The sequence below is a fragment of the Micromonospora sp. NPDC048830 genome (genome assembly GCF_043198215.1).
Taxonomy (GTDB): domain Bacteria; phylum Actinomycetota; class Actinomycetes; order Mycobacteriales; family Micromonosporaceae; genus Micromonospora.
Genome location: NZ_JBICUP010000012.1, coordinates 123,678 through 137,004, shown reverse-complemented (window position 1 = coordinate 137,004; position 13,327 = coordinate 123,678). Strand labels below are relative to the sequence as shown.

Below are 13,327 nucleotides of genomic sequence, written 5' to 3'. Positions count from 1 at the left end.
GGGTGTGTTCCTCGATCTCTCTGGCTCGGAAGGGGTGTTCGGGGCAGGGGTCAGCGGCGGGCGCCGCGGGTGGGCAGGTTGTCGAAGCGGGGCCGGTCGCCGTCGCGGAGGCGCTGCCAGGCCCGCCGGTACAGGTCGGCGGCCGGTTCGAAGGGCACGGTCACGCCGAGCCCGGCCGTACCGTCCGGCGCGGAGTCGAACAGGGCGACCTTCCAGCCCTCGATCGGCGCGTGCCCGCCGCGGCGTTCCAGCCACGGGCCGGGCAGGAACAGCGACCGGCCGGCCCGGGGCCGGCTGGCCTCGACGACCAGGTCGGTGCCGGCCAGCTCGGCGCGGGCGGCCTTCAGCCGGGCCGGCCTCCAACCGGTCCACTTCGCCGTGTTGCGGTCGGTCGGGTCCGGCATGGCCAGCAGCATCAGGTACACCGCCGCGGCGTCGGCGCCCAGGCCGTGCTCCCCGGCCACCTCGGCAACGAGATCGGACACCGAGCGGGTCGGATCCTGCGGCCACCAGGTCCCGTCCGCCGCCCGCGCGCCGCCGTCCGGTTCCCCCGGATCGCCGAGCAGCGCCGCGAACCGCGGGTCGCGGACCAGGCGCAGCGCCACCTCCATCGGGTACGGCTTGGCCGCGTCCTCCCGCAGCGCCGGCAGGTACGGGTCCGTCCCCTCGGCGTCGAGCAGGTCCGGCCGCAGCGCGGGCGACGGTTGGCTGTCGTAGGTGGCCAGGACGATGGCGCCGTACCGTTCCCAGCCGGGGCCGGTCTCCGACGGGGTGCCCGCCACCTGGCGGAACGCGGGCAGGGAGACGTACTGGTCGAGGTCGAGCAGCAGGCCGGGGTTGGTCAGCCGGTCCCGGATCACGGCCAGCGCGGCCGGCAGCGCGGCCCGGCACGGGTCGCCGGCCGGCGTGTGGTGGGCGACCCAGGCCGCCACGGCGACCGTGGAGCGCAGCACCTCGCCGGTGAAGCCCGTTGCCCGGTCGTCGACCTGCCCGGCCCGGTCGCCATTGATCTCGAAGCCCAGGTCGGTGCTCAGCTCGACCGAGCGGGCCGGGTCGAGCAGCGCCGGCAGCGCCTTCGCGGGGTCCCAGCCGGTGCGGATCGCGCGCACCGCCTCGGCGAGCAGCTGCTCGGGCACCACCACCCGGCGTCCCAGAGCGGCGTTCCAGACCGCCGCGGCGGCCGCCACGTCCGGACCGTCGGTCCACAGCCGGGCCGGGTCGGCCGGCAGCAGCGCCGAGAGCACGGCCCGCCGGAGCGGCGCGCTGGCCTCCTTCAGCACACCGAAGGCCAGCTTGACCTCGCCGACCTGCCTGATGCCGAGCGCCCTGCGCAGCTCGGTCGGCACGGTGCCCGCCGAGTCCGCGTACGGCATGCCGGCCAGCACCAGCTTCGCGGCGGTGGCGGTGACACCGGTCAGCTCGGCGAACTGCTCGGCCGCCTCCGGCCGCCAGGGCAGCGGGCCGCGTGCGGCCCACGCTTCGAGGAAGCCGGCCAGCCAGCCGGCCGGCCGCTCGTCGCCGACCGGCGCCGAGGACCGTACCGTGTACGGCTCGGGCACGGCGAACACGCCGGCCGGGTCGTGGTACAGCGCGTCGAAGGAGTGGCCGGTGGCCGTGCCGCCGGAGTCCAGGACGGCGATGAACGCCCCGTCGGGCAGCGGCAGGATGCCCGGCGTGACGTACCGGCGCGTGCCGTCGGGGTTGTCCAGCTCGCTGTCCAGCAGGTGCAGCGTGAACCGGCGCCACCGGGCCGGCTCGGCCGCCGCGCCCAGGTCGAGCCGGTCCAGCTCGGTGAGCAGGGCGCGCAGCGTCTCCCGGTGTTCGTCCGGGGTGACCGCCGCGGCGGCCCGGTAGGCGACGGCCGCGACGCCGCCGAGCACGCGCGACCAGTCCAGGGCGTTCGGCAGCGACGGCCCGTCGAGGTGCAGCCGTACGGCGGGTTCGCCCCCCGTGGTGGCGGAGCGCTGGGCGGTGAACGCCTGGAACTGGGTGAAGGCACGGGGCGAGCGGTTTCCTCCGTAGACCGTGCCGCGCAGGCCGTCCAGCGCCGCGTTGAGCTGCTCGTCGGTGGGTCCGGTCGCGGTGGCCACCGGCGCCGCCTTCGGGGCGGACAGCGCCCTGGTGAGCCGCTCGGTCACCGCGTCCAGGTCGGTGCGTACCCGGGCGGCCAGCCGCAGCGCCCCGGCCACCCCGGCCAGCACCGCGTCGTGGCTGACCGTCGGCAACATCGAGCGGACCAGCTCGACCAGCTCGTCCCTGTCGCCCTCGTCGCCCGTGGTGGACGGTCCGGAGCCGGCGGCGCCGGCCGGCGCGCCGACCAGGGACGCCGCGACGGCGGCGTGACGACCGGTGACGGCCTGCGCGGCTGTGGGCGACCGGAAGCGGGCGGCCGTCTGCGCCGCGGCCCGCGCGGCCGCTTCGGCCAGGGCGGCGCGACGTTCGTCGAGGGCGGCCTTGAACAGCGCGGCGGCGGTGTCCCGGTCCATCCGGCGCAGGGCGGCGGAGCCGGCCGGGTCCCGGGGCAGCAGGTGACCGAGGAACCGCTGCCCCGGCAGCGGAACCGCGTCGGGGGTGTAGCTTCGGCTGCCGGCGGCGGCCGACACCACCCCGTCCGGGTCGACCAGGGCGAAACCCTTGAGGACGGCCCGCGGCCGGTCGTCGCCGGGCAGCACCAGCGCCGCGATCGGCTCCTGGCCGGGGGCCACGGTGACGGTACGACCGGCCAGGTCCTCACCGCGTACCGAGCCGTCCGGCAGGGTGACCACGCGCCAGCCGAGCAGGCCGTCCACCGGAACGGCGGCCGGGGTGGCCCGGTCGGACAGGGCCGGCCGCAGCCAGCTGGCCGACTCCTTGAGGTGGCTTTCGGCGACCGGTAGGTCGGCCAGGAACCGGGGCAGGCTGCGCCGGCCGTGGGTGTTGCCGGCCGGGTCGTACTCTCGCCAGCCGTGCTCGCCGTCGTTCTCGCCGCGGCGGTAGACCCAGTGGGAGGTGCCGTCGGTGATGACCGGCAGCTCCACCGGGAGGGTGGTGTCACCCGCGTGCAGCACGCCGCCGCCGGTGGTCCGCCCGCCGCCGGGCAGCGGCAGGGTGATCTGGTTCGCGCGCGGCTGGCTGCCGTGGTGGTTGCCGTGGACGGGCTGCGCCTCATCGGGCGACGAGTGCCAGTAGCCGCACAGGTTGTAGCCGAGCGCCTTGGAATGCCAGCAGACCAGCAGGTGGCCGTCGACGTACTGGTAGCCGGGCCGGCCCCACACGTCGCCGGCCGGGATGCGCAGGTCGTGGCGGAGCACGATGCCGTCGGCGCCGAGCACCCGCACGGTGGTCGGCCCGCCCAGGATCACGTACGGCCAGGCTTCCTGCCGGGTCACCTCGACCCGGTGGTCGCCGCCGGTCACCTCCTGCCAGGCCAGCTCCCAGTCCGGCCAGCCCAACTCGTCGATGATCCCGCCGCGCAGGCTGCGGGCGACCCGATCGGCGAGGTCGACGCCGAGGGCGCGCCCGAGGTCGCCGCCCTGACCGGCGTCGCCGGGCCGGTCGAGGTCGTCGAACACCAGGCGCAGCGCCTCGACCGGGAGCTTGCCCAGCCAGCTCACGGACTCCGGCAGGTACGGCAGCCCGGCGGCGAACCGGTCGCGGATCCGGGCCCGCAGCCAGTCGGTCAGCAACGGCCGGATGCCCGGCGTCCCGACCAGCCGGCGCAGGGCCTGCTGCTGGTCGTCGAGCTGGTCGAGGCCCCGGCGCAGGGCCCCGGCGAACCGGTCGTCGCCGGCCACGGCGAGCAGATCCCGTTCTCCCTCGACCTTGACCCAGTGCGCCAGGTCCAGGGTGTCGCGCTCCTTCGGCGGGGCCACCGGCAGGTCGAGGGCGAGCAGCAGGTCGAGCAGGTCCAGGTCGCCGTCGGCGGCCAGGGTCTCGCCGCTGTCGGCCAGCTCGGCGCGCAGCCGGTCGGCCATCCGCTCGACGAGTGGGTACAGCTGCGGCACGCGGCGGCGGTGGTGGCCGGAGTTGGCCCGGCTCACGAAGCGGCGCAGCCAACCGACGGAGCCGTCCTGCGGGCGGGCCGCGTCCGGCACGTCGGGGTCGAACAGTCCGGCGAGCGCGCCGGTGTCGGTCAACAGGGCCAGCCACGGGACCAGGTTGTTCCGGTCGGCGGGCATCAGGTCGAGCAGGCTGCCGCGGATCGCCGGGTCGCGGCCGGTCAGCGCCGTCACCGCCGGCAGGTGCGCCTTCCACCAGCCGGCCGGCGTCTCGGCGGCCACGGGCAGCCGGAGCAGCTCGGTCAGGTAGGCCGCCTCCCGGTCGGCGACGGCGGCGGCACCGGCCCTACCGGCGGCCTTGGCGGCGGCCCGGACCAGCCGGTTCACGGCGGTGGCCGCCTGCGCGGACGGCACCACGCCGGCGGCCGAGGCCCGCAGCGCCAGCCGGCAGAACCGGTCCAGCGCCTCGCCGGCCGGCAACTGGGCGGACAGCTCCTTGGCGTAGCCGGCCAACGCGGTCGCGGACACCACCCTGGCCGACGCGAACTCCAGGTAGACCTCGTCCAGCCGGTGCAGGTCGACCGGCAGGCCGTGCTGCGCCTCCGCCTTGCGCGCCTTGTTGAACAGCTGCGTCGCGTAGGTGTCCTGCCCGGCGGCCAGGAACACCCGCGCCGCCTGCTCGTAGAACGTCGGCAGGAAGTGCGGCAGCGTGCGGGCGAACCGGTCGGCGACGGCTTGGTGCCCGTCCAGGGCGGCCTTCGGCCGCGACCGTACCTGCTTGGCCAGCTTCTGCAGCTCCGGCACCACCGCCAGCGCGTGCCGGCCGTCGGCCGGGTGGTGCACCAGCACCCATTCCGGGAAGGCCAACGGGCGCCGCGGGCCCAGCCCGACGACGGCCGGCTCGGCGTCCGGGCTCAGGCCGAGGAACCCGACGGCGATGTCCTCGCCCTCGCCGAGGGCGGCGTCGACCAGGCGGACCACCGGCCGGTCGTCGAGGGCCGGGTGCCGGTAGGTGCGGGCGGTGAGCGGCACCGCCCGGTCGCCGGTCCCGGTGGCGTCGGTCGGCAGCACCGCGCCGGCGGTCAGCAGGCTCTCCGCCGAGTCCTCGCCCGACACGGTCGTCATCCCGGTCATGCCTTCTTCCCCGTTCCGGTCACGGCGCCGGACAGGGCCGTCGCCATCCGCATTCCTTCCGACCAGGCCACCGGCCCGACGTCGGTCAACCGCAGCGTCGGTCCGTCCACGACCGACCAGGAGAGGGTGCCCAGCGTCGCCTCGGAGTCCCAGTAGTCCTCGTCGAACCACATGGCCGCCTCGACCGTGCGGCCGGCATCCCAGACCCGGCACCTGACCTGCGAGCCGGAGACCCGGAAGCCGAGCGTGGCGGCCCGGGCGGCCAGCCGGTTGGGGACCGTGGTGCCCCGGAAGTCGGTGACGGTGGTGTCCCGGTCCTTCAGGTCGGCGGGTTTGCCCCAGGTGCCCCGGTGCAGTTGCTCGACCCGCTGGGTGATGTCCAGCTCGTCGGCGAAATCGCGAAGGTCGGCCAGGTCGGTCAGGCGCACCGGGTGGGGCAGCGTGGCGTTGGCCGGCGAGAGCCGGACGGTCTCCCCGTCGAGGTTGACCACGCGCAGGTCACCGGTGTGGGTGACGTCCCGCAGGAAGCCCGGCTCGGCCGGGTCGTCCCCGAGGACCACGAGGTCGTGCAGCGCGTCCCGCCAGGCCGGGTCCGGCCAGACCCGGGCCAGCAGTCCGGTCGGCACCGGCAGCGAGGACACCACCCAGGCGTCGACCCGGGCCAGGCACTCGGCGGCGTGCCGGTCCAGCCACTGGGCGAGCTGGCGCAACCGGTCCACCTCGGGGTCGTCCCGCAGCGCCTTCGGCAGGGTCTTCAGGGGACGGCCGGTGGCCCGCGGGCCGACGGACCGGGCCGCCACCTTTCCGTCCACGAGGGAGATCTCGTACGAGTCTCCCACCGGTAGCCAGCCCATCAGGAATACCCTCCGCAGTGGCAAATTAGCCAGATTTCGCGATGAATCGGCCACGATCAACAACGCAGCGCACGCTAACAGTAGTGACCGACACGACAGGGATCCGTCGGTGGGCGTACCGGGGTCGGGGCCGGCGACGAGGAAAAGCCGAACCCTCGGAAGCCGCAGGTCCGACCGATTCGGGGTGCGCCGCGCACGGTCCGGCGGCGGCCCGATGGCAGGCGGGGAAGTGATCCAGGTCATACCTGGGCAACCGCAGGCCATCCCCACCGGCGCGGCCGATCGCGGCGCCGGGTGGTCCTCCATCCCCTCGTGTACCTCTCGCCGACGGGGACGAGGTCACCATCGGCCGGCCGGACATCGACTCGTACGGGATCTTCCCGCCGGACGACGCCGAGGTGGTCCGCCGGCTGGCGGCCGGGGACACCCCGCGCGAGGTGGACCGGTGGTACCAGGCGGAGTGCGGCGAGAGCGCCGACATCGAGCACGTCCTCGCCGCCCTGGACGAACTGGGCTTCATCGCCACCCCGGAGCAGGCGCCGGTCGACCTGGCGCCGGTGCGCTGGCAGCGGCTGGGTGCCGCGCTCTTCCCGGTGCCGGCCTGGATCGGCTACGGCGCGTTGGTGGCCTGGGCGGTGGTCGCGATGGTCCGTTCGCCCGATCTCGTGCCGAACTACTGCAACCTGTTCTTCACCGACTACTTAACCCTGGTTCAGCCTCGCGTCGACGTGCTCCGGGTCCAGTTCGAGCACCCGGTCGAAATCGCCCGGCTGGACCAGGAACTCGAACCCGGCGAGCAACTGCCGCCATCTTCGAGGCGACCTCGCAGCAGCTGGTACCCACCGCTGTAGAAGCCGACGATTATGGTTCCGGCGCGAAGTGGAACTCTTCCGGGGAGGGGCGTATGTGTCCCTGGGTGCCGCGAGCTTCTAGGTTCCACAGCTTGAGGAAGGCGTGCGTGTTGGTCAGCGTGATCCGGCCGATCTGTTCGGGGATGTCAGGGTCGAGGGTGAGTTGGCCGTTGCGGGGCTCGAGGCCGAGCAGGATGCGGTTGAAGAGGATGGGTGCCCCGGCGGACCAGGCCTGTGGGCTGCAGGCGGTGGGGTAGGGCACGGGAGCCCTGCTGTGCGATCGGTCGTAGCCGGAGAACGCTTCGGGCAGCCGGTAGTTGCTGAACGTGGCGGCTTCCAGCATCGCCAGGATGATTCGGTTGGCTTCTTTGCGGAAGCCGTAGCGGGCGAGTCCGTGGGCGATGATCGAGTTGTCGTGCGGCCAGACGGTACCCGTGTGGTAGCCGATCGGGTTGTAGCCGCGTTCGGCGGCGGAGGTGGTCCGTACGCCCCAGCCGGAGAACATGTCCTCGGACATCAGTTGGCGGGCGATGACGGCGGCGCGGTCGGGGGGCACGATGCCGCTCCACAGCAGGTGGCCCATGTTGGAGGTCATCGAGTCGATCTGCTGTTTGTCGCCGTCCAGGCCGACGGCGTAGTAGCCACCCCGATCGTCGATCCAGAAGTCCCGATTGAACCGGTCGCGCAGTTCGTCCGCCGCGGCACGCAGCCGCCGGGCGAGTTCCGGGTCCTGAAGTGGGCCGTCGGCGAGCTCGGCCAGCCGGAGTTTCGCGTCGTAGGTGTAGCCCTGAATTTCGCAGGTCGCGATCGGCAGCACGGGGATCGACCCGTCGGCGAACCGGATGCCGTCCCACGAGTCGCGCCAGCATTGGTTGCCGAGCCCCTGCGGTGAGCGGGTGGCGTATTCGACGTAGCCGTCGCCGTCGAGGTCGCCGTACTCGTCGATCCACCGCAGCGCCGCGTACGCGTTGTCGCGCAGCCCGCGGACGAATTCGTCTTCGCCGGTCCAGCGCCAGTATTCCGACAGCAGGATCAGCCAGAGTTGGGTGGCGTCGGCGGTCCCGTAGTAGGGGTTGTGCGGTTTGATGCCGAGCTGGGTCAACTCGCCGCTGCGGATCTCGTGCAGGATCTTGCCCGGCTCCTCGTCGCGGAACTCGTCGACCTTTCTGCCCTGCTCCCCGGCGAGTGACTGCAAGGCCTCCCGCGGCAACCGTGGACCACTGCCGATGAGCTGGTAGGCGGTGATCAACGTATCCCGGCCGAACAGGGTGAGGAACCAGGGCGTACCAGCAGCAGGAAAGATGCCTGGCTGGCGCAGGCGCCGTACCTCGATCTGTATGGCGAGTTGATCCATCGCTCCCTGTTCCCATGTGCGATGCAGCATCTCGTTGTCGCTGCACAGCTTGGGCAGGATGGCCCGCCATTGGGCGCGCCGGTCAGTCGCGCCGCGACCGAAGACCTCGTCGAATGGTCGGGATGGCGGGCGCAACTCCTCCGGCCGCGCCCGCAGCGGCACGTGTACCTCGCACTCCCACTCCTGGCCCGGCGCCAAGCGAAGGTCCCACACCAGCGCGTCGCCGTCCACCCGGCTGGCTGCCGGATGAGCCTCCACCACCGTGCGTGCCTCGAACGTGTCATTGCGATACGTGAACACCAGCCGTGAGCCGTCCGACGCGTGGGCGCGGGTGATCTGCGCCGACCGGTCTCGGACCGTCTCCTTGATCTCGAAGAGATCCGCGAAGTCGGTCCCCACCGTCAGTCGAAGCTCGATCGGCACCGGCTCACCAGTGAAAATCTGCAACCCGATCCGTTCGTGCAGGCCCCCGTCGACGAACCGCTGCCGGCGCACCCCGACGTGGTTCGCCGGCAGACCGGGCAACTCCGGGTTGGTCAGGAAGAACGCCGCCGCGGACGGCTCTTCCTGACCAGAGCGCAGCACCATCAGCGGCGCCCCGTTGAGGGTCAACTCCCACCGATCAACGAAGCGGGTGTCGTCGTGTACCAAGCCACCGATCGACCCGGCGGAGACATTGCCGACCACGTCGGAATACATGAACGTATGCGCCTGCAGCACCGCGACCGCGTTCGGCCCCAACTCGGGCGGAAGGCTGCGCACCAGCCGGGCGGGGATCTGATCTTCCGGCGTCAGATGCGGGGTGGGGTCCGCCGGGGTCGCTCGACGGCCGATAGCAGCCACGACAACACCTCCGTTCGACGGGGAGTCCCGAAATTCCAACTCACCCACCTGAGGCGCATCCCCATCACGCCGCCAAATAATCTGCAAGGATTAGGAGTTGTACGTGACCTTGCTACCGTCCACGCCCTCGACACTCTCGTTGACCTTGGCTACGCGGGGTCGGAGGCGGTGACCCGGGGTGGCGGCTGGACGGAAAGTGACTCGTAGATGGCCTTCTGTTCGGGCTTGAGTGGGGTGGTCCGCACGGCGGGGTCGGCGAGGGTTGCCTGTGTGTGACTCTCCCGAGTTGCCGGTTGATGCCCAAGCCCACCTGGGCCGCCGGGCAAACTCCGCTGGTCCTGGGACGAGCAGGCTGGCTCGTGGGCCACGACCGCAGACCGGTGGCACGTCGGCTTCGTGGATCTGTCCAGCGGACACGGTCTGCTCGCCCAGGTCGACGGCCGGACCACCGCCGCGGTCACCGGCTGGCTGACCGCCCGCCCGCAAGGGTGGCGCGACCAGGTCCGGGCGGTGGCGATCGACATGTGCACCGTGTTCAAGAGCACCGTCCGCCAGGTGCTGCCACCCGCGCTGCATGCGCGCCGGTCAGGTCGTGCCGGGTGCGGCCCCCTGCGGGGCGTCGGCGCGCGACGGCGGGGCGTCGGGGGCGGGGCGGGCGCGGGGCAGGCCGAGGGCGAGCAGCACCGGGCCGGTCGGCCCGTCGACGAGGCCGCCGAGGGTCACCCCGTCGAGCACGGCGAGGAAGGCGTCCCGGGCCCGGCGCAGCTCGCCCCGCAGCCGGCAGGCCGTACGCAGTGGGCAGGCGGTCTCGTCGCAGGAAACCACCTCGTCCTCGCCCTCGAACGTCCGGACCACCCGCCCGACCGTGACGTCGTGGCCGCCCTCGGCGAAGGCGACCCCACCGGCGCGGCCCCGGATCGTGACCAGCACGCCGAGCCGCTGCAACCGCTGCACCACCTTCGCGACGTGGTTGCGGGGCAGCGCGAGCTGGCCGGCCAGCTCGTCCACGGTCATGCGCCGCTGGCTCGCGGCGGTGAGCATGGCGATCCGCAGGGCCATGTCGGTGGCCCGGTTGAGCTTCACGTATCGACCCTAACCGGCACGGAAGCCGTCCACCACGGGCCGGCGGGCCGGGCCTGTGATCCACCTGACCCCCGATCCGGGACCTTCGGCCCTGAAGAGGTATCTGAAATACCTGTTTTGCTGGCGGGGACCGAACGGTTCAGCGAAGAAGGAGGCACGTCGTGCTCTCGGGGTCCTCAGCAGCAGTGGTGACGGCGACCCTGCCCGCCGTGCAGGCGCACGGTGAGGCGATCACCGGCCGGTTCTACCAGCGGATGTTCGACGCCCATCCGGAGTTGCTCGACATCTTCAACCGGGGCAACCAGGGGACGGGGGCGCAGAAGGCCGCGCTCGCGGCGGCCGTGGTCGCGTACGCGGAACACCTGACCGGCGGCAGCGACATGCCGTGGGGCCCGGTGCTGGACCGGATCGCGCACAAGCACGCCTCCCTCGGCATCACCCCCGGCCAGTACACGGTCGTCGGCCGGCACCTGCTCGCCGCCGTCGGCGAGGTGCTCGGCGACGCGGTCACCCCCGAGGTCGCGGCGGCCTGGGACGAGGTGTACTGGCTGCTGGCCTGCGAGTTGATCGCCCGGGAGGCCCGCCTCTACGCCGGGGCGGGGCTCGCCGAGGGCGAGACGGTCTGGCGGGACTGGCGGGTCACCGGCCGGGTCGCCGAGGCGCTGGACGTCGTCTCGTTCACCCTGGTCCCGGCCGACGGCGGCCCGGCACCCAGCTTCGTCCCCGGCCAGTACGCCTCGGTCGCCGTCGACCTGGACGGCGGTCGCGGCCAGCAGATCCGGCAGTACAGCCTCTCCGGCCGGCCCGGGGCCGACCACTGGCGGATCACCGTCAAGCGGGTACGCGGCACCGGCGGCGCCCCCGACGGCATGGTCTCCACCTTCCTGCACGAGCACGTGACCGAGGGCGCCATCCTCCGGCTCAGCCCGCCCTTCGGCGAGGTCAGCGCGGTCGCCGGGGAGGGCCCGCTGCTGCTGGTCAGCGCCGGCATCGGCCTCACCCCGGCGATGGCCGCGCTGGAGCACCTTGCCGCGACCGCGCCGCAGCGCCCGGTGGTGCTGGTGCACGCCGACCGGGCCGGCGCGGCGCACGCGTTCCGCGGCGAACTGCCGCGCCTGCACGCCGCGCTGCCCAACCTGCGTATCGCCCTGTGGTACGAGGACGTCACCGACGCCGAGCTGGGCGGGCTGACCGCGGAGGTGGCCGGCGGCCGCGTCGACCCCGCGCTGATCCCGCTCTCCTCCGACGCCCACGTGCACCTCTGCGGGCCGCTGCCGTTCATGAACATCGTCCGGGGCGGCCTGCTGCGCCGGGGCGTGCCGGCGGAGCGGATCGCGTACGAGGTGTTCGGCCCCGGCATGCTCCGCGACGAGCGGCACTGATCCTCCGCGGCCGGTCGGCAACCGGTGGTGGGGTGCTCCGTCCCACCACCGGTCGGGTCGGCGGTCAGTTCCATCGACTCGTACGCAGGATCCACGCCGCCGGCCAGCCTGCCGGGAACCCGTGCGCCCGTGCGCCGGTCGGCCTGACTTTCGGCAGTAACGCCGCAGGTGGTGAGCTTGTACCGTCGGCCGCATGGCAGGTTGGTGGCGCGGCGCTCCGCAGTGGTGGCTGCCCTTCCCTCGGTCCGCAGGCCCGTTTTCCCGCGCAGACGCCGGATTCTGGGCGAAGCTGCTGCTCGACGCGTCGCTGTGGGCGGCCCTGTCGGCGCCGATCGCCTGGGACCTGGTCGCCGTCCCCATCGGGCCGCACGCCGGCTGGCGTCTGGCGGGCTCGCTCCTGCTGCTGGCCCTGGCGGTCGCGCTCAGCAGGCGCCACCCACCGATCGCCCTGCTGGTGGTCGTGGTGCCGACCATGTTCGAGGGCAACTTCGTGTTCGCCGTACCGGTGATGAGCTATCTGATGGGCCTGCGGATGACGCGGGCGCGGCCGGCCGCGTACGCGTTCGCGGTGATCGCGGGGGCCGGCACCGTGCTCACCGTCGGCCTCCGCGGCGCCGGCCTCACCACCTGGTTCTTCCTCACCACGACGCTGTTGTTCGTCGGGGTGTTCCCCTGGCTGGTCGGCCGCTGTCGCCAGCAGCAGCGGACGCTCGTGCACGCGGGCTGGGAGCACGCTGAGCTGCTCGAACGTGAGCAGCGTGCCGTCGCCGAGCGGGCCCGGGCGCGCGAGCGGGCCCGCATCGCCCAGGACATGCACGACTCCCTGGGCCATGACCTGAGCCTGATCGCCGTGCGGGCCGGCGCCCTGGAGTTGACGGCCGATCTCGACGAACGGCACCGGCGGGCGGTGGGGGAACTGCGTGCCAGCGTCACCGCCGCGATGGAGCAGCTCTCCCAGATCATCGGTGTGCTCCGCGAGGACGCCGCGCCGGCCCCGACCCGGCCGGCGGCCGAGGGCGTTGCCGACCTGGTGGTGCGCTCCCGCGACGCCGGAATGCCGGTCGGGCTGCGATGGGAGGGCTCCACCTCGCCGGCGCCGCCGATGGTCGAGCGCGCCGTGCACCGGGTGGTGCGGGAGGCGCTGACGAACGCCGCCCGGCACGCGCCGGGTGCCGCGGTGACCGTCCGGCTGACCCGTTCGGCGGAGCAGACCGTGGTGAGCGTGGCCAACGAGCAGCCGCCGGGCCGGCCGCCCGGCGTGACCTCGACCGGGTCCGGCCTGCTCGGCTTGCGCGAGCGGGTGCGGCTGGCCGGTGGCGCGCTGAGCGCCGGAGCACGGGGCGGGGGCTTCGAGGTCGTCGCCCGCGTGCCCCACAGCGGCAGCGCCGCCACCGACGAGCCCGATGAGGGGACGGCCCGGCCCGCGCCCGCGTCCCGGCTGCGTGAGGCGCGGCGACGGGTACGGCGCAGCCTCCTGGTCGCCGTGACCGCCCCGGTGGCGGTCGCCGGCGCCCTGTCGCTGGCGTACTACCCGTTCGCCACGTTCAACGCCGTCCTCGATCCGCAGGAGTTCGACCGGATGCGGATCGGGCAGCACCGTTCCGATCTGCAGGGGCTGCTGCCGGCCCGTCAGGTCGTCGAGCGGCCGGATCCGGCGCGGTGGCGGCTGCCCCCGGGCACGTCGTGCGAGTTCTACACCGACGGGAACTTCCCCCTCGGCCAGGCCGCCTACCGGCTCTGCTTCGCCCAGGGCCGGCTGGTGACCAAGGAGCGGATGTTCAATTGACGAGTGCGAAGCGGGGCTGGTGGGCGAGGCCGGGTGGCGGCGGTCCGCGCCGGACCGCTGCCA

General features: G+C 73.5%; 6 protein-coding genes and 2 pseudogenes. 4 read left to right on the top strand and 4 right to left on the bottom strand.

What is annotated here, in order from left to right:
• Window positions 1–50 precede the first annotated feature (50 nt).
• Both ACGFIZ_RS13555 and ACGFIZ_RS13550 read right to left on the bottom strand, forming a co-directional pair.
• Window positions 51–5,111 carry a hypothetical protein gene (locus tag ACGFIZ_RS13555; RefSeq protein WP_393418999.1) on the bottom strand — a complete coding sequence of 1,687 codons (5,061 nt, stop codon included), beginning with the start codon at window positions 5,109–5,111 and terminating at the stop codon, window positions 51–53.
• Entirely contained in the window at window positions 5,108–5,965 is an 858-nt protein-coding gene (locus ACGFIZ_RS13550) for a DUF4132 domain-containing protein (protein ID WP_393418997.1), read from the bottom strand. The genes ACGFIZ_RS13555 and ACGFIZ_RS13550 overlap by 4 nt, the downstream gene beginning before the upstream one ends.
• A gap of 398 nt (window positions 5,966–6,363) precedes the next feature.
• Here ACGFIZ_RS13550 and ACGFIZ_RS13545 point away from each other — a divergent pair, with 398 nt between their 5' ends.
• The gene (locus tag ACGFIZ_RS13545) at window positions 6,364–6,816 is read left to right on the top strand and encodes a hypothetical protein (protein ID WP_393418995.1); all 453 of its coding nucleotides are present in this window, start codon (window positions 6,364–6,366) and stop codon (window positions 6,814–6,816) included.
• Between the two features lie 10 nt (window positions 6,817–6,826).
• Here ACGFIZ_RS13545 and ACGFIZ_RS13540 read toward each other — a convergent pair whose 3' ends face one another.
• Complete coding sequence (locus ACGFIZ_RS13540; protein WP_393418993.1) at window positions 6,827–9,013, bottom strand: glycogen debranching N-terminal domain-containing protein; 2,187 nt, start codon at window positions 9,011–9,013, stop codon at window positions 6,827–6,829.
• 396 nt (window positions 9,014–9,409) lie between these two features.
• Here ACGFIZ_RS13540 and ACGFIZ_RS13535 point away from each other — a divergent pair.
• A pseudogene (locus ACGFIZ_RS13535) lies at window positions 9,410–9,523 on the top strand (hypothetical protein); the annotation flags it as partial.
• A 75-nt stretch (window positions 9,524–9,598) separates the two neighbouring features.
• On the opposite strand, the gene ACGFIZ_RS13530 reads toward ACGFIZ_RS13535, so the two are convergent.
• On the bottom strand, window positions 9,599–10,096 hold the full coding sequence (locus ACGFIZ_RS13530; protein ID WP_393418992.1) for an RrF2 family transcriptional regulator: 498 nt from the start codon (window positions 10,094–10,096) through the stop codon (window positions 9,599–9,601).
• A gap of 149 nt (window positions 10,097–10,245) precedes the next feature.
• Between ACGFIZ_RS13530 and ACGFIZ_RS13525 the strand changes: the two are divergent.
• Together ACGFIZ_RS13525 and ACGFIZ_RS13520 are read left to right on the top strand one after the other, a co-directional pair.
• Window positions 10,246–11,478 (top strand): annotated as a pseudogene (locus tag ACGFIZ_RS13525) (globin domain-containing protein); the annotation flags it as partial.
• A gap of 193 nt (window positions 11,479–11,671) precedes the next feature.
• Entirely contained in the window at window positions 11,672–13,264 is a 1,593-nt protein-coding gene (locus ACGFIZ_RS13520; protein WP_393418990.1) for a sensor histidine kinase, read from the top strand.
• Window positions 13,265–13,327: the final 63 nt, after the last annotated feature.

Coding starts and splice junctions, on each gene's coding strand:
- ACGFIZ_RS13550 (WP_393418997.1), bottom strand. CDS start 5,965: ATGGGCTGGCTACCGGTGGGAGACTCGTACGAGATCTCCCTCGTGGAC.
- ACGFIZ_RS13520 (WP_393418990.1), top strand. CDS start 11,672: ATGGCAGGTTGGTGGCGCGGCGCTCCGCAGTGGTGGCTGCCCTTCCCT.
- ACGFIZ_RS13555 (WP_393418999.1), bottom strand. CDS start 5,111: ATGACCGGGATGACGACCGTGTCGGGCGAGGACTCGGCGGAGAGCCTG.